This is a genomic window from Faecalibacterium sp. i25-0019-C1, from assembly GCF_042854225.1.
GTDB classification, from domain to species: domain Bacteria; phylum Bacillota; class Clostridia; order Oscillospirales; family Ruminococcaceae; genus Faecalibacterium; species Faecalibacterium taiwanense.
This window is the reverse complement of record NZ_AP031428.1, coordinates 305,018-323,870: the sequence shown is the minus strand read 5'-3', so window position 1 is coordinate 323,870 and position 18,853 is coordinate 305,018. Positions and strand designations below refer to the sequence as shown.

Genomic DNA, 18,853 nt, shown 5'->3' with positions numbered 1-18,853 from the left:
ATCTTGAAACAGAAAGGCAGTTTCTCATGTCAAATGTGAAAGATTTCTTAAAACGCAAGGATATCGTCATCACCCCGCAGCGCTATCTCATTGAAGCGCTGGGTGCCATGGCGCAGGGCCTGTTTGCCAGCCTGCTGATCGGCACCATCATCAAGACGCTGGGCCAGCAGACCGGCCTTGACGTGCTGGTAGACCTTGGCGGTTACGCCACGGCCATGAGCGGCCCGGCCATGGCCTGCGCCATTGGCTGGGCACTGCACTGCCCGCCGCTGGTTCTGTTCAGCCTGATCACCGTAGGCTACTCGGCCAATGCTCTGGGCGGCGCAGGCGGCCCGCTGGCCGTGCTCATCATTGCCATCGTGGCTTCCGAACTGGGCAAGGCCGTGAGCAAGGAGACCCGCGTGGACATCCTCGTGACCCCGCTGGTGACCATTTTTTCCGGCGTGGGCCTTTCCATGCTGATCGCCGCACCCATTGGCGCTGCCGCAAGTCAGGTGGGCACCCTGATCATGTGGGCCACCGAACAGGCTCCGCTGGTCATGGGCATTCTGGTATCCGTCATTGTGGGCGTGGCGCTGACCCTGCCCATTTCCTCTGCCGCCATCTGCGCCGCGCTGGGTCTGACCGGCCTTGCCGGCGGTGCCGCCGTGGCAGGCTGCTGCGCCCAGATGATCGGCTTTGCCGTGATGAGCTACAAGGAGAACGGCGTGGGCGGTCTGGTCAGTCAGGGCCTTGGCACCAGCATGCTGCAGATGGGCAACATCGTCAAGAACCCCCGTATCTGGATCGCGCCCACACTGGCCAGTGCCATCACCGGCCCGCTGGCCACCTGCGTGTTCCACTTTGAGATGAACGGTGCCGCTGTCTCTTCCGGCATGGGCACCTGCGGTCTGGTGGGCCAGATCGGCGTGTACACCGGCTGGGTCAGCGACATTGCCGCCGGTACCAAAGCCGCCATCACCCCGATGGACTGGGCTGCCATGGTGCTGCTGTGCTTTGTTCTGCCCGCCGTGCTGAGTGTGATCTTCTGCGAGATCGAGCGCAAGCTGGGCTGGATCAAAGAGGGCGATCTGAAGCTGAACTAACTTTTAGAATTGTCTCCGCTTCGCTCTGACAATATCAGCGGAAAAATATTTTTATATATAGCAACGCCGGAATGACTGCGGTCATTCCGGCGTTGCCTTTTCACGATAAGGAGCCGGGCGGTGAACAGCCTTTTGCTACCGTCAACCTGCAGCTGTCGCACAGCAGATGGAGCTCAAACGATTCGTTTCCCGTCCAGCACTGCCTGCGTGAGGGTGTCGCCTTCATACACCAGCTTGAGGGAGAAATAAGGCCGTTCCTCATTCAGCAGCCGGAAGAAGATTTTGTCGCCCTCCCAGATGGGCAGTTCAGCCGCCTTATCCTTCGGCACCCATTCCAGCACGCCTTCCCTGCAGGCATCGCCCTGCACCATCTCGCCCGTCCATTCATCAGCGGTGTACAGGTGGATGAACTCGGTCATGTTGCCCCAAATAAAGGTCAGCAGACCCCGGGCGCGGAAGCGCTTCAGCGTCAGGCCGGTCTCCTCCTTCACTTCCCGCAGCAGACAGTCCTCCGGGCTTTCAAACCGCTCAAACTTTCCGCCTACACCGATCCATTTGTCGTGGTTGTAGTCGTCCTGCTTTTTGATGCGGTGCAGCATCAGGTAGGCATCGTCCCGTTCCAGATAGCACAGCGTGGTGCTGAAAATGGGAAATTCGGGGTTCATGAAGGCTCCTAGATTCATTGCGTTCTCCTTCTGATCTTGTTTTTGTGGAAAATGCCGTTTTTCGCTGCGGCCCCTCCCGTGAAAAAACACCCCGGCAAAGCCCGCAGGCTTTGCCGGGGTGCAAACCAAAAATAACTTTTTCCTCTGAATATGCCAGAGCAACGCGGCGGCAATTTAAAATCATTGCCCCTTCCGGCTTGCTCTTCCCTTGCCCGCATTGTTCAGCTTGCGCACAAGGTCGTTCTGATGCTTGCGCTGGCTGGGCGTGGGCTGCGGGTCTTTGGCCTCCTCGGCGCGGCGGCCGCTCTGGGCGGTGTCCGGATCGATGCGTTCCAGCGTCCACTCCTGATTGCCGCCTGCTACAAAGTTCCAGATCTGGGCCTGTGCACCGTTGGCGGTGTTCATGCCCACAAGGTCAATGTATTTATCCGCCAGCACATTGCGGATGCGGGTGCGCCCGCTGCGGGTGGGCTCCAGCGCCCAGCACTGACTCAGCCCGCTGGTACGGTCCCACTGGTGCAGCCATGTGCCCTCCACCACACCGCCAAGGGCCAGATCCATCATCTTGCCGGTAAAGCGGTTGCAGATGCGCCAGCGGCCCTCGCCTGCATCCACGAACTGCCACTGCTGCCACGGATGGCCTGCATAGCTCCACAGCTGGATGGCCGCGCCGTTCTCGGTGTTGAAGTTCTTTACTTCCAGTACCTTTCCATTGGGGGCTTTGATGATATAAAATTCATTTTCCAGAATGACTGCCTGCGATGCCTTTGCCATAGAGCACGACTCCTTTCCAGTTTGGTAGCCCTATTATAGCGTATTTGTCCTTTGGCAGCAAGAATGCTTTTCCATAATCTTTTTACGTTTTATTGTGCATTTTGACATGATTCCCACAACGATAACGTTTACGCGCAACAAAACCGTCTCTGCAGGGAATTTCTTTACACTCCGGCCTGTCTTGTGATACAATAAAGGCACACGCTTTTAGGGAGGGATTTGGAATGACCAACGAAACCTTGGAAACCATTAAAAGCCGCCGCAGCTGCCGTGCCTATAAGCCGGAGCAGATCACCGACGAAGAGCTGAATGCCGTGCTGGAAGCCGGCACCTACGCTGCCAGCGCCATGGGCCGCCAGAGCGCAAAGATCGTGGTGGTGCAGGACGCTGCCACCCGCGCCCAGCTCACCCGCATGAACGCCGCTGTCATGGGCAAGGACACCGACCCTATGTACGGCGCTCCTACCATTCTGGTAGTGCTGGCCGATGCCGGTTCCAAAAATGCCGTGCAGGACGGCAGCCTTGTCATGGGCAATCTGATGCTGGCCGCGGCCTCGCTGGGGCTGGGCAGCTGCTGGATCAACCGCGCAAAGGAAGAGTTTGAATCCGACGAGGGCAAGGCCCTGCTCCGGCAGTGGGGCATCGAGGGCGATTGGGTCGGCGTCGGCCACTGCATTCTGGGCTATCCTGCTGCAGACCCCAAGCCCGCCGCCCCCCGCAAGCCGGATTATATCGTAAAAGTATAAGGAGAACTATGAAGCCTGATTACAAGCTGGTCGCCAAGGCCAAATACATCCACGCCACCGCCGACCTTGCCAGTGAGCTCTGGCACGAGGTGTACAAGCGCTACTATCCCGCAAAGCAGCTGGACACCCTTGTGGAAGAGCTGCAGAGCGCAGACGCCATCGAAGCAGACATCGACAACGATGTGAACTATTTTCTGGTCGTTCTGGGCGGCAAAACCATCGGCTACTTTGCGTGGAAGATGGAGAACACCGCCCTGCATCTGATGCACCTGTACCTCAGGCCCGAATACCGCGGCAAGGCACTGGGCCGGGACATCGTGCTCTCCTGCGAGCGGCTGGCCCGCGGCGAGGGCAAGGGCCGTGTGTGGTGCACCGTGCACGCCAAGGCCCTGCCGGTGCAGCAGTTCTTCAAGGCCCTGCGCTACCGCAATTTAAAGCCCGCCGAGCAGGAAAACGGCACCGTCCCCCGGGACGAAGTGGTATTTGAGCACACGCTGGGCTAAAAAGCCGCAAATGCTATTGAAATTTCTCCCCGTTTGTACTACACTGGTGTAGTGTAATAAAGTGTCTGCCTGTGGGCGGCATCTGCAAAAAAGGAGAACAACATGGCAAAAGATCATCCTACCGGCCAGTCCGGTCTGTATCAGGCATTTTTGCAGCTCAAGACCCCGGAACAGTGCTACCGTTTTTTACAGGATGTGTGCAGCTATTCCGAGCTGAGCGCAATGGAGCAGCGCTACAACATTGCCGAAATGCTGGTGGACAAGCGCATCTACACCGAGATCATGGATAAGACCGGTGCATCCAGCGCCATCATCAGCCGGGTAAGCCGGGTGCTGAGTGCCAACGACAGCGTGTTACGCGCCTTGCTGGAAGCGGAAAAAGCTGCCGACGATCAAAACTGAACTTCCACACAAACCATGCCGCGTGCCGCCCGTGCGGTATGCGGCTTTTATCATTCAACCGGGAAGGCAGAAGTCCCCACGCCAGCGGGGTACTTCTATCGTTTTTCCTCATGCGGCGCAGATGTGCCGTCTTCATCAGAGATCAGGGAGGTTTGATTTTCATGAGCAAAGCTGTTGTATTTTTTGCCGAGGGCACCGAGGAATGTGAAGCCCTGCTGGTGGTCGATCTGCTGCGCCGCGCCAAGGTGGAGGTGACCGTGGCCAGCGCATCCGGCAGCCGCGAGATCGTGAGCAGCCACAAGGTGCATATCACCGCCGACGCACTGGCCGAAGAGGTGGATTATTCGGATGTGGACATGGTGGTGCTGCCCGGCGGCATCCCCGGCACCCCGAACCTTGCCGCCAACAAGACCGTTACCGACACCTGCATTTCCTTTGCAAAGAGCGGCAAAAAGGTAGCTGCCATCTGCGCAGCACCCAGCGTGCTGGCATCTCTCGGCCTGCTGGAGGGCAGAAAAGCCACGGCGCACGCCGGTTTCCAAGACAAATTGGCCGGTGCCGAGGTGCTGGACACCGAAGTGGTAGTGGACGGCAATATCACCACCAGCTACGGTCTGGGCGGTGCCATCCCCTTTGCGCTGGAGCTGGTGCGCCAGCTGGCCGGGCAGGCTGAGGCCGACCGCATCCAGAACGCCATCGCCTACCGTCACTGAGGGAGGAAACTGAAATGCGTTTTGTCACCTGCCGCCTGCCGGACGGCGTAGAAGATCCGGCCATTCTTTCGCCGGACGGCACACAGATCTGGCCGCTGAGCTGGCTGGGCCTTTCCTATGAAACCTTGTCCGATGCCATCCCCTTTCTGACCCCGCAGGTGCGGGCAGGCCTGCAGCTTGCCATTGCGGGCATCCCGGCCCTGCCCGTGGATGCCGTGCAGCTGCAAAGCCCTATTCCCTGCCCGGCGCAGGATGTGGTGTGCCTTGGCATCAACTACATGGCCCACTCGGACGAAGCGGAGAAATACTCTGCCGATGCCTTTGCAACCAAACATCAGGATGCCATTTATTTTTCCAAGCGCGTTTCCCGCGCTGTGCCGGACGGCGGCTTTATTGAAGCTCACACTGACCTTGTGCAGAAGCTGGACTACGAATGCGAGCTGGCTGTGGTTCTGGGCAAAGATGCCAGGGATGTGCCCGCCGGGCAGACAAAAGACTATGTGTTCGGCTACACCATCCTGAACGACGTTTCCGCCCGCGATGTGCAGACCGCCCACAAGCAGTGGTATTTCGGCAAAAGTCTGGACGGCTTCACGCCCATCGGCCCCTGCATCGTTACCGCAGACGAATTCGACACCTACCCGCCCAAGCTCGGCATCCGCAGCTTTGTCAACGGCGAAAAGCGGCAGGACTCGAACACCGGCCTGCAAATTTTTGACATCGACCACGTGATCCACGAGCTGACGCAGGGCATGACCCTGAAGGCCGGCACCATCATTGCTACCGGCACCCCGGCAGGTGTGGGCATGGGCATGGACCCGCCGCAGTTTTTGAAGCCCGGCGACACGGTGCGCTGCGAGATCGACGGCATTGGCAGTCTGACCAACACCGTGCGGTGAACACTGGCATTTGTGCCAAACATCCACTGCGTTTTCCGTCTGTTTGCATGAAAATCCGCAGCGGCACTGCTCTTTTGCGGGTAGGTGTGGTATACTGGAACACGCGAAATACTGCGGCCGCTGGCCGTCAAAAAGAGGTAAATGAAACATGAAAGAATACGCATTCGGCATCGATCTGGGCGGCACCACCGCCAAGATCGGCCTGTTCAAGACCACCGGCGAACTGCTGGAAAAGTGGGAAGTTCCCACCGACACCTCCAACGCCGGTGAGCACATTCTGAAAAATCTGGCCGCTGCCGTGCAGGGCAAGATGCAGGAAAAAGGCCTTGCCGCTGAGCAGGTAGAGGGCGTGGGCGTGGGCGTGCCCGGCCCTGTGTTGGACAGCCGCATCGTGCCCATCATCTGTGCAAACCTCGGCGGCTGGGGCAAGCATAATGTGGCCGAAGAGCTTGGCGATATGCTGGGCGGCATCAAGGTTCTGGTGGGCAACGATGCCAACGTGGCCGCTCTGGGCGAGATCTGGATGGGTGCCGCCAAGGGCTGTCGCAGCGCGGTCATGGTCACGCTGGGCACCGGCGTGGGCGGTGGTGTCATCGTCAACGGCAAGGTCATTGATGGCACCCACGGTGCCGGCGGCGAGATCGGCCACATCACCGTGGACCGCCACGAGACCGCTGCCTGCGGCTGCGGCAAGCACGGATGTCTGGAGCAGTATTCCAGTGCCACCGGCGTTGTGCGCTGCATGAAGAAGCTGCTGGACGAGAACCCGGATACCCCCTGCACCCTGCGCGGCACCGAGTTTGCCGCCAAGGACGTGTTTGATGCCGCCCGCAATGGCGACGCCCTTGCCGCCCGTGAGGTGGACGAGATGACCGATACCCTCGGCATGGCGCTGGCAACCATTGCCGCCACCGTGGACCCGGAAATGTTCATGATCGGCGGCGGCGTGTCCCGCGCAGGCGAGGTGCTGTTTGCCCCGCTGCGGGAGCATTTCAAGGTCTATGCCTTCAAGTCCTGCCGTGAGACCCCCATCGTGCCCGCCATCCTCGGCAACGATGCCGGTATCTATGGTTCTGTGCGCCTGATCGTGGGCGAATAATTCAGCGGTATTTTCTCAGAAACTTAAAAACCCGGAAACGACGGTCGTTTCCGGGTTTTTCTTTGTACGTTCAATAAAATTTACAGCGTATCTTCCCCCGGCAGCTGATTCCACAGGCGGTAGTAGACGCCCTGCTTTGCCAGCAGCTGGTCGTGGGTGCCGGATTCTACGATGCCCTCTTCGCCCAGCACAAGGATTCGGTCGTAGTCCTTGATGGTGGTCAGGCGGTGGGCGATGGTCAGGGTGGTGCGGCCATGGGCCAGCTTTTCAAGGCTCTGGCCCACCAGGATCTCACTCTCATTGTCCAGTGCGCTGGTGGCCTCGTCCAGAATGAGGATGGGCGGGTTCTTCAGGAACACCCGCGCAATGGCGATGCGCTGCTTCTGCCCGCCGGAGAGCTTGACGCCGCGCTCACCCACATAGGTATCAAAGCCATCCTTCAGGGCCAGAATGAACCGCTCGGCCCCGGCCAGACGCGCCGCTTCCATGATCTCTTCGCGGGTGGCGCCGGGCTTGCCGTAGGCGATGTTTTGGGCCACCGTGCCGCTGAACAGATACACGTCCTGCTGCACGATGCCGATATCCTGCCGCAGGCTTTTCAGGGTGACATGGCGGATGTCCTGCCCATCGATCAGGATGCGGCCACTGGTCACCTCGTAGAAGCGGGGGATGAGGTTGCACAGGGTGGTCTTGCCGCCGCCCGAAGGGCCGACCAACGCCAGCCGTTCGCCCGGCCGGATATCCAGACTGACGTTGTGCAGCACCTTGTTGTGGTCATCCGGGTACTCAAAGCTGACGTTTTCAAACCGGATGTCACCGGGGCCGGGCTGCAGCGGTACCGCATCCGGGGCGTCGCCGATGGTCACAGGGGTGTCCATGATCTCGGCAAAGCGCTCGATGCCGGTCATGCCGCGCTGGAACTGCTCGGCAAACTCCACGATGCGGCGGATGGTGGCAATAAGGGTGGTGACGTACAGCATATAGGCCACCATGTCACCGGCGGTGATCCTGCCGTACACCAGCGAGAGGCCGCCTGCCAGAATGACCACCAGATACATCAGGCCGTCGAACAGGCGGGTGGAGGTGTTGAAGGCACCCATGGCGTAGTAGCCGAGGGTCTTGATCTGCTCAAAATCCCTGTTGCCCTTTGCAAACTTCTCGCGTTCCTCATCCTCGGCGGCAAAGGCCTTCACGACACCCTGCCCCAGCAGGCTGTCCTCGATGGTGGAGTTCAGCTCGCCGATCTGCACGCGCTGCTGGCGGAACCGCGCCCGCAGCCGTCCGTTCAGGTAAACGGACACCACGCCCATCAGCGGCACGCAGGCGAACACCGCCAGCGTCAGCGGCACACTGGCCCGGCACAGGATAATAAAGGACACCACGATCTTGATGGCCGCAATGAAAAATTCCTCCGGGCAGTGGTGGGCAAACTCGGTCACATCGAACAGGTCGTTGGTGATGCGGCCCATGATGGTGCCTACCTTGGTGTTGTTGTAGTAGGTGTGGTCCAGCTTGAGCAGGTGGTCAAAGGCATCGCGGCGCATATCCGTCTCGATGTGCACGCCCATGATATGACCGATGCTGGACATGTAATAGCTGGCTGCACCGTCGATGATGCGCAGCACAAAATAGAGTGCTGCCAGCCGCAGCACGATGCCCGCCGTCAGAGTGATGCCCACGCCCATGGCGGCGTTGGTGATGGTGCTCATGATCTTGGGCAGCACGATGTCACACAGGGTGGTCAGCGCCGCACAGAACAGGTCCAGAAACAGGGTCATTTTGTACTTTGCCAGATAGGGCAGAAAACGCCGGATCAGCGCACCGCTGCCTGCGTGGTGCGCCCCGGGGTCGTTGATTTTGGTTTTTGACATGGTTCCTCCTGTTGTAAAACCCTCTCAGGCTCACTTCGTTCGCCAGCTCCCCCGAGAGGGGGAGCCTTTGCATCTTTCGGGAAGCTGTACAAAACCTCCCCCTTTCGGGGGAGGTGGCATTGCGCAGCAATGACGGAGAGGGTTCGTTCTCTTACTTTTTACTGTAATCCCGCTCGCCGTAGATGGCGGTGCCGATGCGCACGAGGGTGGCGCCCTCCCGGATGGCGTTTTCAAAGTCGCCGCTCATGCCCATGGAGAGGGTCTCCATGGACACGTTGGAATAGCCGCGCTCTCCGGCCTGCACAAACAGCTTGTACACCTCGGCCAGATAGCGGCGGTTGCGGGCATCATCGTCGTTCACGGGCGGAATGGCCATCAGCCCCTTGACCCGGATGTGCTCCTGTGCGGCAGCAGCATCCAGCAGCGGCCAGAGCGCTTCCGGTGCCACGCCGGTCTTGCTCTCCTCGCCGCCGATGTTCACCTCCAGCAGCACGTTCTGCACGATGCCGGCCTTGGCTGCTTCCTTCTCGATGGCGTTCAGCAGATGCTCGCTGTCCACGCTTTGGATGAGGCTGGCACGGCCCAGCACTTTTTTAATTTTGTTCGTCTGCAGATGGCCGATAAAGTGGCTGGGCTTGCCGCAGTAAGCACCTGCGTCAAAGTTTGCGCACAGCTCCTGCACATGGTTCTCACCGAACACATCGATGGGCAGGGCTGCGCTTGCAGCCACGGTCTGTGCCGTGCGGGTCTTGCAGGCGGCGCACAGCTGCACCGCTGCCGGGTCGCGGCCTGCTTCACGGGCCGCGGCTGCCATCTTTTCCCGGATCTCTGCCACGGCCTCCTGCATCTGTTCCAGATTCTTTTCTGCCATGATGCTCAGTCCTCCTCGGTATACTTGGCGCGTTCGCCGCCGATGAGTTTCGGGCGGGTGCGGGCGCACAGGATGTTCGCTTCACCAATTTTGGAAAGGCTCAGCCGCACCGGCACTGCCACCCGCTTCAGGTGCATCCCGATCAGGGTGCCGCCGATATCAATGCCTGCATGGGCACGGATCTCTTCCACGGCCACCGGCTCCCGGAACTTCTTCCAGCAGGTAGTGGCCCAGCTGCCGCCTGCGTGGGGGCGCGGCACCACGCACACCTCTTCCCAGCCGTATTTTTCGGCGGCTTCGCGCTCGATGATAATAGCGCGGTTCAGATGCTCACAGCACTGCGCGGCCAGCCAGATGCCGTTTTCGGCCAGCACTGGGGCAATGCCCGCGTACACGGCCTGCGCGGCTTCCAGACTGGAATCCTTGCCAATGTGCCCGCCCACGATCTCGCTGGACGAGCAGCCCACCACGAACACATCGCCCTTTTTCAGCTTTGCTTCGGCCAGCAGTTCGGTCACTGCCTGCCGGGCCTGCATCTCGATTTGTTTTTTGAATTCTTCTGTCATAAAAAAACACCTCGGTTTTTATCAAAGATCAAAGATTTGCACTGCGCACCTTTTCGCTGCCTGCAAGGCCGAGATACAGCCTGCTCTCCACCGGGCACAGAGCTGTCACACCGCCTGCACCCTTGCTGGAGACCGTCCGCTTCCAGCTGCCGTCTGCCGTATCTACAGCTTCCGCGCAGGGCGCATCGGCAGGCAGGCTGAACAGCTTTTCCTGCAGATTCCGGCCTGCACGCAGGGCAATGCCCCGCAGCAGGGTGCTGTCGGCGTTCTTTTCCAGCCAGCTGCTGCGCGCCCACCGGTAGCCGATGTACAGGGTGCCGTCTGCATCCATAGCAAGCGCACCGGGATACCCCGGCAGGCCGGAAACAAAGCTCTGGCAGTTTTTACCGCCCGCCGTCAGGTCGCGGGCATCGGCGGCAGCGCTCCACACACAGCGGTTCCCAAGGTCAGCCACGAACAGCGTGCTGCCGTCCCGGCTCAGGGCCAGCCCGGAAGCACCGGCCACACCGCCCAGCACCTTCTGCACCGTGCGTGCTGCCGGGTCGTATACATACACGCAGCCCGTGCCGGTGTGGGCCAGCAGTTCGGTGCGCAGAGTGCTCTCCAGCCCGTCCGCGGCACTGGCACTGGCAGCAACAGCAAAGTAGATCCTGCCGTCCGGCGCGGCTTCCACCGCTGAGACAGCCCCCAGCGGTGCACCGTCGATCTGGGTCACTACCTGCTCCACCGCCGTGCCCCAGCTGTCGTGGGCGGCGCGGCACAGGCTGCCGCCGCCGGGCGTGAGGATGCTCAGCCACAGGTCCCCGCTGCCGTCAAAGGCAAAACCGGTCAGCTCACCGTCCACGGAAAGGATGGCCGCATCGTGTCCGCCGTCGGTGCGTACAAGGTCGCTCGTGCGCTTTTTTAAGGCTGCGCCGTCGTATGCTGCGGCATACACAAGGCCGTCCTGTGTGCGGATGCAGTCCACACCCTGATATTCGCCCAGATCCAGCGTTCCCTTATGATCGGCGGCAAGGGCCGTCTGTGCTGCACCGGTGTCCTGCCGGACATCCGGCGCGGTGTAGCCTTGTGGCGGCGTATCGATGGGCCGGAACACCAGTGCATACACCAGCGCCAGCAGAATGCACACGCCAAACACCGTGCTGGCCGTGCGGAACCGCTTGAGCAGCGCGTCCCGCTCCACCGCCATCTGGGCCGCATACTCGGCACGGCGGCGGGCGGCGCGGGCATTGGCGCGGTTTGCCCGGCGCATCCAGCGATCCACGAACAATGCCACCTGCGGCCCGATGGTGAGCGACGCAATGGCAAGGATGAGCAGAAATTCAATAAGTCCGATCCTCATAGGGCTTTTTCCTTTATCTTCAGAGCTTTTTCAGGGGGGGGATATCCCCTTATCGTTTCAGTATAGCATCTGTGGCGCGGCAGTTCAAGCACCCAACTCTGTCTCCCGGCTTTTGCCGCCGCCTGCCGCCTTTTTCTCCATCTTTCCTGCCAAAGACTTTTTTGCCGTGCTGAAATATGCTATACTGATTATAAATATGGCATTCTGCACCGGAATGCCGCGTGTCAGTGTAAAAGAGGATAACATGGAAGCATTCAAATATAATGTGCAGCCGGGCCGCTACCGGCATTTCAAGGGCAACGAATACGAAGTGCTGGGCATGGCCCGCCACAGCGAGACCGAAGAGGAAATGGTGGTGTACCGCGCCCTGTACGGGGAACGCGGGCTTTGGGTGCGTCCTGCCGCCATGTGGTGCGAGACCGTGGAGCGGGACGGCAAAGTGCAGCCGCGCTTTGTGCGCATTGAGGAGTGAACCGGCAGTTTTTGCCGATGGGATAAAACGGAGGGTGATACTTTTGTACAGTGAACAAAAACAGGCGCTTGCCGCCGAACTGAGCTTCAAGCATCCGGCAGTGCTGGCTGTCAGCGGTTCCGCAGGCAGCGGCAAGACCGCTCTGCTGGCCGCGCTGCTGCCGGTGCTCAAGAGCCGCGGGCTGAAGGTGGGCGTGATCCGCGAGGCTGACGATCTGCGCCTGCCCGCCGAGACCGACCGCCTGCATGAGGCCGGTGCCGAGGGTGTGGCCGTGTTTACTGCCGGGCGCTATCTGCTTACCGAGCAGTTCCGCCTGAACGAGCAGGACCTGCTGGCTTTGTTCGAGCGCCACGGCTACGACCTTGTACTGCTGGAAGGCTTTGGCGACAGCGGCTGGGCCAAGATCGAGGTGGTGCGCAGCTCGGTCAGCCCGGTGGGCACCGCGTTCCAGCCCATGGCCATCGTGGGCGATGTGCCGGGCGCTGATTTTGCACTGGACGATCCTGCTGCTCTGGCAGACTGGATCGAGAACCAGATGCCGTCCCTGTAACGGAGGTTCTGCATGAAACTCATCCGTACCGAAGACGCTGTCGGGCAGGTGCTCTGCCACGACATTACACAGATCATTCCCGGCCAGTTCAAGGGAGCACGCTTCCGCAAAGGGCACATCGTCCAGCCGGAGGATATCCCCGTGTTGCTCTCCATTGGCAAAGAGAATCTCTATGTCTGGGAGAAGCGCCCCGGCATCCTGCACGAGGACGAAGCCGCTGCCCTTTTGTACAAGGCAGCGGCGGGCCGCAACATCCACGGCACTGAGCCGAAGGAAGGCAAGATCGAACTGGTTGCCGACTGCGACGGTCTTTTGAAGATCGACCGCGCCGCCCTGCTGGCCGTGAACCGCACCCCCCAAATGATGATCGCTGCCATCCACGGCGACCTGCCCGTGAAAAAGGGCCAGAAGCTGGCCGGCACCCGCATCATCCCGCTGGTGATCGAGCAGGAGAAGATGGATGCCATGCAGGCTGCGGCAGGCAGCGAACCCATCCTGAACGTGCTGCCTTTCCACCCGAAAAAGTTTGCGGTCATCACCACCGGCAGCGAGGTATTCAAGGGACGCATCGAGGACAGATTCACCCCCATTCTGGTGGGCAAGCTGGCCGAATACGGCTGCGAGATGACCTATCACAAAACCTGCGACGATGACCCCGCCGGGATCACCGCCGCCATTCTGGAAGCAAAGGCCGCAGGCTGCGAGCTGATCTTTACCACCGGCGGCATGAGCGTAGACCCCGACGACCGCACGCCGCTTGCCATCAAGAACACCGGTGCCGAGATCATCACCTATGGCGCACCGGTGCTGCCGGGTGCCATGTTCCTTGTGAGCTATCTGGACGGTGTGCCGGTGTGCGGCCTGCCCGGCTGCGTGATGTACGCCAAGCGCACCATTTTTGACCTGCTGCTGCCGCGCCTGCTGGCCGACGACCCCATCACTGCCGAGGACATTGCCCGGCTGGGCGAGGGCGGGCTGTGCTTAGGCTGCGCCGAATGCCACTGGCCCAACTGCGGCTTCGGGCATTGCTGAAATCCTCTCAGTCAAAGCCTTACGGCTTTGCCAGCTCTCCCAAAGGGGAGAGCTTTATCAAGGTAAAAATTATGAGCGAAACAAAACTTTCTCATTTTGATGCGTCCGGCAGCGCCGTGATGGTGGATGTGAGCGAAAAGCCCGTCACTGCACGGCAGGCTGTGGCCCGCGGCATCATCACTATGAATGCGGCAGCCTTTGCCGCTGTTCGGGACGGCACCGCCCAGAAGGGCGACGTGCTTGGCGTGGCCCGCATTGCAGGCATCATGGCGGCCAAGCGCACCAGCGAGCTGATCCCCCTGTGCCATCCGCTGCCGCTGAGCAAGCTGACTGTGGATTTTCACCTTCTGCCCGAACAGCAGGCCGTAGAGGCCGTGTGCACCGCCAGGACCATCGGCGTGACCGGCGTGGAAATGGAAGCTCTTACCGGCGTTTCTGCCGCGCTGCTCACCATCTACGATATGTGCAAGGCCGTGGATAAGGGCATGGAGCTGGGCGAGATCCACTTGGTCGAGAAGACCGGCGGCAAGAGCGGGCACTATGTGCGGGCCGAGGGCGGCTATGTTTGATGCATACGGCCGCAATATCCACTATCTACGCCTTTCGGTCACCGACCTGTGCAACCTGCGCTGCCGCTACTGTATGCCGGACGGCGTGCCAAAGCTGGCCCACGAAGATATTCTGACCTATGAGGAATTTCTGCGGCTGGCTGCGCTGTTCGCCCAGTGCGGCATCGACACGGTGCGCATCACCGGCGGTGAACCGCTGGTGCGCCGGGGCGTGGAACAACTGACGGCGGGCCTGAAAGCCATTCCCGGCATCCGCCGCGTTGCCCTTACCACCAACGGCGTGCTGCTGGCCCAGAAGCTGCCCGCCCTGCTGGCGGCGGGCCTTGACAGCGTGAACATCAGCCTTGACACCTTGCACCCGGAGACCTTCCGGCGCATCACCGGTAAAGACGAGCTTGCCGCCGTGCAAAACGGCATCCGGGCGGCCCTTGCCAGCGGCATTCCGGTCAAGCTGAACTGTGTGCCGCAGCCCGGCGTGAACGAGGGCGAGCTGGAAAGCCTTGCTGCCCTCGCACAGGAGCATCCGCTGCAGGTGCGCTTTATTGAAATGATGCCCATTGGCTTTGGTGCCGGGCTGCCCGGCCTTTCCGGCCCGAAACTGCTGGAGCGCTTTTACCGCCGCTGGCCGCAGCTGCAGCCGGTGACCGGTGCGGCCTTTGGCGATGGGCCGGCGGTGTATTATTCTGCGCCCGGCTGGCGCGGCAGCATCGGGTTGATTGCTGCCGTGCACGGCAAATTCTGCGCTTCCTGCAACCGGGTGCGGCTGACAAGTCAGGGCTTTCTGCGTCCGTGCCTTGCCAGCGAATCCGGCACCGACCTGCGTGCTCTGCTGCGCAGCGGCGCGGACGACGCGGCCCTTTTACAGGCCATTCAAAACACGATTCTGGCAAAACCCCGGGAACATCACTTCGGCCAAGGCTCCATGCCCGCCACACGAGGGATGTACCGGATCGGAGGATAACACAAATTTATGGGTAAAATTCTGGCTATCTGCACAAGCCCCCGGCGCGGCACCTTGAAAACGCCGGTGCCGTCCGCTGTTCTCACCCCGGAGTGGGGTATTGTGGGCGATGCCCACGGCGGCAGCTGGCACCGGCAGGTCAGCCTGCTGAGCGCGGAAAAAATTGAATCTTTCCGTCAAAAGCTCTGGGTGGACTACGGTGCCTTTGGCGAAAATCTGGTGGTGGAAGGGTTCAATCTTGCCACCCTGCCGGTGCCCAGCTTTTTTGCCATTGGGGATGCCGTGCTGGAAATGACCCAGATCGGCAAGGAGTGCCACAGCGGCTGCGCCATCCGCCAGCAGACCGGCGACTGCATCATGCCGCGGGAGGGCGTGTTCGCACGGGTGGTAAAAGGCGGCACCATCCACACCGGCGACGAGATGAAGCTGCTGCCCACCCCGGCAGACCTGCCCCTGCGCGCGGCGGTGATCACCCTTTCCGATAAGGGCAGCCGCGGCGAACGGGAGGACAAAAGCGGCCCGCTCATTGTGGAAATGCTCACCGCCACAGGCTACAAGGTGGAGGAAGCGCTGCTTCTGCCGGACGATGCCGCCCAGCTCAAAACCCAGCTGCTGCGCCTTGCGGATGCCCGTCAGGTGAACCTGATCCTCACCACCGGCGGCACCGGCTTTGCACCCCGGGATATCACCCCGGAGGTGACTTTGAGCGTAGCCGAACGCAACGCGCCCGGCATTGCCGAGGCCATGCGGTACCATAGCCTTACCATCACACCGCGCGGGATGCTGAGCCGTGCCGCCAGCGTGCTGCGCGGCAAGACCCTGATCGTGAACCTGCCGGGCAGCCCTAAGGCCGTAAAAGAGAACCTCGAGTACATCCTGCCCGGCCTTGCGCACGGCATCCGCCTTGCCGCCGGGCTGGACGGCGAATGCGCCCGGAAGTAAAAAAGTATCCCGGTGGGCGGCACCGCATCCTGTACCGTATCAAATGCAAAGATTCATTTTAAAAACAGGAGCGCTTATCATGAACAACACTAAAATTTCCCGCCGCAGCTTTCTGGCTGCTGCCGGTATCGCCGGTGCCGCTGCGGCCCTGACCGCCTGCGGCTCCTCCGCTTCCAGCACTGCATCTTCCGTGGCAGGCTCTGCCGCTGCTTCTTCTGAAGCTACCGGTGGATCCATGGAGCTGATCGTGTTTGCCGCCGCATCCCTCACCGAGACCCTCACCGCCATCGGCGAGATCTACTCTGCCGAGAACCCCGGCGTGACCTTCAGCTTCAACTTCGACTCCTCCGGCACCCTCAAGACCCAGATCCAGGAAGGCGCGGACTGCGACCTGTTCATCTCCGCCGGTCAGAAGCAGATGAACCAGCTGGACAGCACCGCTTCCGCCGATGTGAACACCGAAAGACTGGACTTCGTGGACAGCGATTCCCGCGTGGACCTGCTTGAGAACAAGGTCGTTCTGTGCGTGCCCGAGAATGGCGATAAGGGCATCGACAGCTTCGATTCTCTGGCCGAGCACCTCAAGACCGGGGACATTCTGTTCTGCATGGGCAACAGCGATGTGCCCGTGGGCCAGTACACCCAGAAGATCCTTGCCTACTACGCTCTGGACGAGGAAGCACTGGCCGCAGCCGGTGTCATCACCTACGGCTCCAACGTCAAGGAGGTCACCACCCAGATCACCGAAGCCAGCGTGGATGCCGGTGTCGTGTACTGCACCGATGCCTACAGCGCAGGCCTGACCCCTGTGGATGAGGCCACCAAAGAGATGTGCGGTCAGGTCATCTATCCTGCCGCCGTGCTGAAGGCCGCCCCCAACGCCGAGGCTGCCAGGGAGTTTCTGGCCTATCTGCAGACCGACCGCGCCGCGACCGTGTTCGAGAGCGTGGGCTTCACCGCACTGTAAATCCGTTGTTTTTCAGAGCTTCCCCTCTGGGGGAAGCCTTTTTATTCGGAGGTATCATTTATGGACTGGTATCCCCTTTGGAACAGCCTGCGCATCGCCCTCGTCAGCTGCGCGGCGGTGTTCTTCCTTGGCATTTTTGCCGCCTACTATATTGCCAAGCTGCCGCGCACTGTCAAAGGCGCGCTGGACGTGGTGCTCACCCTGCCCATGGTGCTGCCGCCCACGGTGGTGGGCTATTTTCTGCTGCTTTTGTTCGGCGCAAAGCGGCCGCTGGGCATCTTTTTCATGGAGCATTTCGGCGTGAAGCTGGTCATGAACTGGTACAGTGCCATCTTTGCATCCATCGTGGTGGCCTTTCCGCTGATGTACCGCACGGCGCGCGGCGCGTTTGAAAGCTTTGACGAAACGCTGGCATGGTCGGCGCAAACGCTGGGCCAGTCGGACGTGTGGATCTTCTGGCGGGTGCGGATGCCCTGCTGCCGTCAGGGCATTCTGGCCGGCACGGTGCTGGCCTTTGCCCGCGCGCTGGGCGAGTACGGTGCCACCAGCATGATCGCAGGCTACACCCCCGGCAAGACCGCCACCATTGCCACCACCGTGTACCAGCTGTGGCGCACCAACGACGAAGCCGGTGCCATGCGCTGGGTGCTGGTGGATATCGTGATCTCGGCAGTGGTGCTGCTGGCCGTGAATCTGCTGGAGAAAAAACAGAAAGCAGGTGGCCGCGCATGAGTCTTGAAGTGAACATTACCAAAAAGCTGGATGGCTTTATCCTTCACGCCAACTTTGCCGCGCGCAGCACCGCCACAGCCATTCTGGGCGCATCCGGCTGCGGCAAAAGCATGACCCTGCGCTGCATTGCCGGTATCGTAAAGCCGGATGCGGGCCGCATCGTACTGGACGGCCGGGTGCTGTTTGACAGCGCCCAGCACATCGACCTGCCGCCGCAGCAGCGCGGCGTGGGCCTGCTGTTCCAGAACTACGCACTGTTCCCCAACATGACCGTGGAGCAGAACGTGCTCTGCGGCCTGAAAGCCGAAAAAGACAAGGCCGCCCGCAAGGCCCGCTGCGCCGAAATGCTGCAGGCCATGCGGCTGGAATCCCTTGCCAAGCGCTACCCGGCCCAGCTTTCCGGCGGACAGCAGCAGCGCACCGCGCTGGCACGCATCCTTGTGGGCAGGCCCAAAATTCTGATGCTGGACGAGCCGTTCAGTGCGCTGGACAGCTACCTGCGCGAGGAAGTGGAGGGCGAAGTGGGCAGCCTGCTGGCCGGGTTTGGCGGCACGGCGCTGCTGGTCACCCACAACCGTGACGAAGCCTACCGCCTGTGCCGGGATATGATCGTGATGGATAGCGGGCAGGTGCTGCGCACCGGCGGCACCAAAGAGGTGTTTGCAGACCCGCAGAGCACCACCGCTGCACGGCTGACCGGCTGCAAGAACATTCTGTCCTGCACCCGCGTGGATGCCCACACCGTGCGCCTGACTGGCTGGGATGCGCCCCTTCACCTTGCCGCCGAGGTGCCGGAAACCTGCACCGCCGTGGGCATCCGCGCCCACGACTTTGCCCCCTGCGCACCAGCTGCGCCGAACGCTCTGCCGGTGCAACTGAACTCCACCAGCGAGAATCCCTTTGACTGGAACCTGATCTTTACCGCGCCGGACGGCACTACCCGCCTGTGGTGGAAGGTGAGCAAGACGAACCTGACCGCTGCGTCGCCGGAGGCACCGGCGTTTCTGGGCACTGCACCGCAGAACATCATGCCGCTGGGGTGACGGACAGCACGCCGGGGATTTTCTTCAGCGCTTCCTGATCGGCCTTGTT

The 18,853-nt window shown here is 61.0% G+C and carries 22 protein-coding genes; 16 read left to right on the top strand and 6 right to left on the bottom strand.

Translation table 11 applies throughout. The features are described from left to right. The first annotated feature begins 26 nt into the window (after positions 1-26). Positions 27-1,085: a PTS transporter subunit IIC gene (locus tag ACGHUK_RS01590; protein ID WP_005937634.1), complete on the top strand. Its 1,059-nt coding sequence runs from the start codon at positions 27-29 to the stop codon at positions 1,083-1,085. Between the two features lie 173 nt (positions 1,086-1,258). Here ACGHUK_RS01590 and ACGHUK_RS01585 read toward each other — a convergent pair whose 3' ends face one another. Both ACGHUK_RS01585 and ACGHUK_RS01580 read right to left on the bottom strand, forming a co-directional pair. Further along, positions 1,259-1,768: an 8-oxo-dGTP diphosphatase gene (locus tag ACGHUK_RS01585; protein ID WP_044953245.1), complete on the bottom strand. Its 510-nt coding sequence runs from the start codon at positions 1,766-1,768 to the stop codon at positions 1,259-1,261. A gap of 162 nt (positions 1,769-1,930) precedes the next feature. Continuing rightward, positions 1,931-2,524, bottom strand: coding sequence for an RICIN domain-containing protein (locus tag ACGHUK_RS01580; RefSeq protein ID WP_097774277.1), 594 nt, complete (start codon positions 2,522-2,524; stop codon positions 1,931-1,933). Positions 2,525-2,748: 224 nt separating this feature from the next. On the opposite strand from ACGHUK_RS01580, the gene ACGHUK_RS01575 reads away from it, so the two are divergent. From ACGHUK_RS01575 to ACGHUK_RS01550, 6 genes are all read left to right on the top strand, one after another. Next, on the top strand, positions 2,749-3,270 hold the full coding sequence (locus ACGHUK_RS01575; protein ID WP_097774276.1) for a nitroreductase: 522 nt from the start codon (positions 2,749-2,751) through the stop codon (positions 3,268-3,270). 8 nt (positions 3,271-3,278) lie between these two features. Continuing rightward, on the top strand, positions 3,279-3,773 hold the full coding sequence (locus tag ACGHUK_RS01570) for a GNAT family N-acetyltransferase (protein WP_097774275.1): 495 nt from the start codon (positions 3,279-3,281) through the stop codon (positions 3,771-3,773). A 102-nt stretch (positions 3,774-3,875) separates the two neighbouring features. Then, positions 3,876-4,175, top strand: coding sequence for a YerC/YecD family TrpR-related protein (locus ACGHUK_RS01565; protein ID WP_005937644.1), 300 nt, complete (start codon positions 3,876-3,878; stop codon positions 4,173-4,175). A 161-nt stretch (positions 4,176-4,336) separates the two neighbouring features. Continuing rightward, a complete protein-coding gene (locus tag ACGHUK_RS01560; RefSeq protein ID WP_390574699.1) occupies positions 4,337-4,888 on the top strand; it encodes a DJ-1 family glyoxalase III in 552 nt (183 codons plus the stop codon). Positions 4,889-4,902: 14 nt separating this feature from the next. Continuing rightward, entirely contained in the window at positions 4,903-5,787 is an 885-nt protein-coding gene (locus ACGHUK_RS01555) for a fumarylacetoacetate hydrolase family protein (RefSeq protein WP_097774273.1), read from the top strand. A 148-nt stretch (positions 5,788-5,935) separates the two neighbouring features. Then, positions 5,936-6,886: an ROK family glucokinase gene (locus ACGHUK_RS01550; protein ID WP_390574696.1), complete on the top strand. Its 951-nt coding sequence runs from the start codon at positions 5,936-5,938 to the stop codon at positions 6,884-6,886. 80 nt (positions 6,887-6,966) lie between these two features. On the opposite strand, the gene ACGHUK_RS01545 is transcribed toward ACGHUK_RS01550, so the two are convergent. From ACGHUK_RS01545 to ACGHUK_RS01530, 4 genes are all read right to left on the bottom strand, one after another. Next, complete coding sequence (locus ACGHUK_RS01545) at positions 6,967-8,757, bottom strand: ABC transporter ATP-binding protein (RefSeq protein WP_118527763.1); 1,791 nt, start codon at positions 8,755-8,757, stop codon at positions 6,967-6,969. Between the two features lie 151 nt (positions 8,758-8,908). Continuing rightward, entirely contained in the window at positions 8,909-9,628 is a 720-nt protein-coding gene (locus ACGHUK_RS01540) for a YggS family pyridoxal phosphate-dependent enzyme (RefSeq protein WP_097776979.1), read from the bottom strand. Positions 9,629-9,633: 5 nt separating this feature from the next. Continuing rightward, positions 9,634-10,194, bottom strand: coding sequence for a TIGR01440 family protein (locus ACGHUK_RS01535; protein ID WP_097774267.1), 561 nt, complete (start codon positions 10,192-10,194; stop codon positions 9,634-9,636). Positions 10,195-10,222: 28 nt separating this feature from the next. Next, positions 10,223-11,536, bottom strand: a complete 1,314-nt coding sequence (locus ACGHUK_RS01530; RefSeq protein ID WP_330031760.1) for an SMP-30/gluconolactonase/LRE family protein — start codon at positions 11,534-11,536, stop codon at positions 10,223-10,225. Positions 11,537-11,780: 244 nt separating this feature from the next. Here ACGHUK_RS01530 and ACGHUK_RS01525 point away from each other — a divergent pair, with 244 nt between their 5' ends. The 9 genes from ACGHUK_RS01525 (at position 11,781) to ACGHUK_RS01485 (ending at position 18,804) form a co-directional block, all read left to right on the top strand. Continuing rightward, positions 11,781-12,008, top strand: coding sequence for a DUF1653 domain-containing protein (locus ACGHUK_RS01525; RefSeq protein WP_154260621.1), 228 nt, complete (start codon positions 11,781-11,783; stop codon positions 12,006-12,008). Between the two features lie 34 nt (positions 12,009-12,042). Further along, entirely contained in the window at positions 12,043-12,558 is a 516-nt protein-coding gene (locus ACGHUK_RS01520) for a molybdopterin-guanine dinucleotide biosynthesis protein B (RefSeq protein ID WP_223388288.1), read from the top strand. A gap of 12 nt (positions 12,559-12,570) precedes the next feature. Then, complete coding sequence (locus tag ACGHUK_RS01515) at positions 12,571-13,590, top strand: molybdopterin-binding protein (protein WP_390574693.1); 1,020 nt, start codon at positions 12,571-12,573, stop codon at positions 13,588-13,590. A 71-nt stretch (positions 13,591-13,661) separates the two neighbouring features. Further along, the gene (moaC, locus tag ACGHUK_RS01510) at positions 13,662-14,159 is read left to right on the top strand and encodes a cyclic pyranopterin monophosphate synthase MoaC (protein WP_097774263.1); all 498 of its coding nucleotides are present in this window, start codon (positions 13,662-13,664) and stop codon (positions 14,157-14,159) included. Beyond that, the gene (moaA, locus tag ACGHUK_RS01505) at positions 14,152-15,120 is read left to right on the top strand and encodes a GTP 3',8-cyclase MoaA (protein ID WP_291015636.1); all 969 of its coding nucleotides are present in this window, start codon (positions 14,152-14,154) and stop codon (positions 15,118-15,120) included. Before moaC ends, moaA begins: the two co-directional genes overlap by 8 nt. A 9-nt stretch (positions 15,121-15,129) precedes the next feature. Next, positions 15,130-16,062: a molybdopterin-binding protein gene (locus tag ACGHUK_RS01500; protein WP_390574691.1), complete on the top strand. Its 933-nt coding sequence runs from the start codon at positions 15,130-15,132 to the stop codon at positions 16,060-16,062. Between the two features lie 79 nt (positions 16,063-16,141). After that, positions 16,142-17,029, top strand: a complete 888-nt coding sequence (gene modA / locus ACGHUK_RS01495; RefSeq protein ID WP_390574690.1) for a molybdate ABC transporter substrate-binding protein — start codon at positions 16,142-16,144, stop codon at positions 17,027-17,029. 60 nt (positions 17,030-17,089) lie between these two features. Then, positions 17,090-17,761 carry a molybdate ABC transporter permease subunit gene (gene modB, locus ACGHUK_RS01490; RefSeq protein WP_207698828.1) on the top strand — a complete coding sequence of 224 codons (672 nt, stop codon included), beginning with the start codon at positions 17,090-17,092 and terminating at the stop codon, positions 17,759-17,761. Continuing rightward, positions 17,758-18,804, top strand: coding sequence for a sulfate/molybdate ABC transporter ATP-binding protein (locus ACGHUK_RS01485; RefSeq protein ID WP_390574688.1), 1,047 nt, complete (start codon positions 17,758-17,760; stop codon positions 18,802-18,804). Before modB ends, ACGHUK_RS01485 begins: the two co-directional genes overlap by 4 nt. Positions 18,805-18,853 lie beyond the last annotated feature (49 nt).

Coding starts and splice junctions, on each gene's coding strand:
- ACGHUK_RS01485 (WP_390574688.1), top strand. CDS start 17,758: ATGAGTCTTGAAGTGAACATTACCAAAAAGCTGGATGGCTTTATCCTT.
- ACGHUK_RS01580 (WP_097774277.1), bottom strand. CDS start 2,524: ATGGCAAAGGCATCGCAGGCAGTCATTCTGGAAAATGAATTTTATATC.
- ACGHUK_RS01530 (WP_330031760.1), bottom strand. CDS start 11,536: ATGAGGATCGGACTTATTGAATTTCTGCTCATCCTTGCCATTGCGTCG.
- ACGHUK_RS01540 (WP_097776979.1), bottom strand. CDS start 9,628: ATGGCAGAAAAGAATCTGGAACAGATGCAGGAGGCCGTGGCAGAGATC.
- ACGHUK_RS01565 (WP_005937644.1), top strand. CDS start 3,876: ATGGCAAAAGATCATCCTACCGGCCAGTCCGGTCTGTATCAGGCATTT.
- moaA (WP_291015636.1), top strand. CDS start 14,152: ATGTTTGATGCATACGGCCGCAATATCCACTATCTACGCCTTTCGGTC.
- ACGHUK_RS01570 (WP_097774275.1), top strand. CDS start 3,279: ATGAAGCCTGATTACAAGCTGGTCGCCAAGGCCAAATACATCCACGCC.
- moaC (WP_097774263.1), top strand. CDS start 13,662: ATGAGCGAAACAAAACTTTCTCATTTTGATGCGTCCGGCAGCGCCGTG.
- ACGHUK_RS01575 (WP_097774276.1), top strand. CDS start 2,749: ATGACCAACGAAACCTTGGAAACCATTAAAAGCCGCCGCAGCTGCCGT.
- modA (WP_390574690.1), top strand. CDS start 16,142: ATGAACAACACTAAAATTTCCCGCCGCAGCTTTCTGGCTGCTGCCGGT.
- ACGHUK_RS01585 (WP_044953245.1), bottom strand. CDS start 1,768: ATGAATCTAGGAGCCTTCATGAACCCCGAATTTCCCATTTTCAGCACC.
- ACGHUK_RS01550 (WP_390574696.1), top strand. CDS start 5,936: ATGAAAGAATACGCATTCGGCATCGATCTGGGCGGCACCACCGCCAAG.
- ACGHUK_RS01500 (WP_390574691.1), top strand. CDS start 15,130: ATGGGTAAAATTCTGGCTATCTGCACAAGCCCCCGGCGCGGCACCTTG.
- ACGHUK_RS01590 (WP_005937634.1), top strand. CDS start 27: ATGTCAAATGTGAAAGATTTCTTAAAACGCAAGGATATCGTCATCACC.
- ACGHUK_RS01555 (WP_097774273.1), top strand. CDS start 4,903: ATGCGTTTTGTCACCTGCCGCCTGCCGGACGGCGTAGAAGATCCGGCC.
- ACGHUK_RS01515 (WP_390574693.1), top strand. CDS start 12,571: ATGAAACTCATCCGTACCGAAGACGCTGTCGGGCAGGTGCTCTGCCAC.
- ACGHUK_RS01535 (WP_097774267.1), bottom strand. CDS start 10,194: ATGACAGAAGAATTCAAAAAACAAATCGAGATGCAGGCCCGGCAGGCA.
- ACGHUK_RS01525 (WP_154260621.1), top strand. CDS start 11,781: ATGGAAGCATTCAAATATAATGTGCAGCCGGGCCGCTACCGGCATTTC.
- ACGHUK_RS01545 (WP_118527763.1), bottom strand. CDS start 8,757: ATGTCAAAAACCAAAATCAACGACCCCGGGGCGCACCACGCAGGCAGC.
- modB (WP_207698828.1), top strand. CDS start 17,090: ATGGACTGGTATCCCCTTTGGAACAGCCTGCGCATCGCCCTCGTCAGC.
- ACGHUK_RS01560 (WP_390574699.1), top strand. CDS start 4,337: ATGAGCAAAGCTGTTGTATTTTTTGCCGAGGGCACCGAGGAATGTGAA.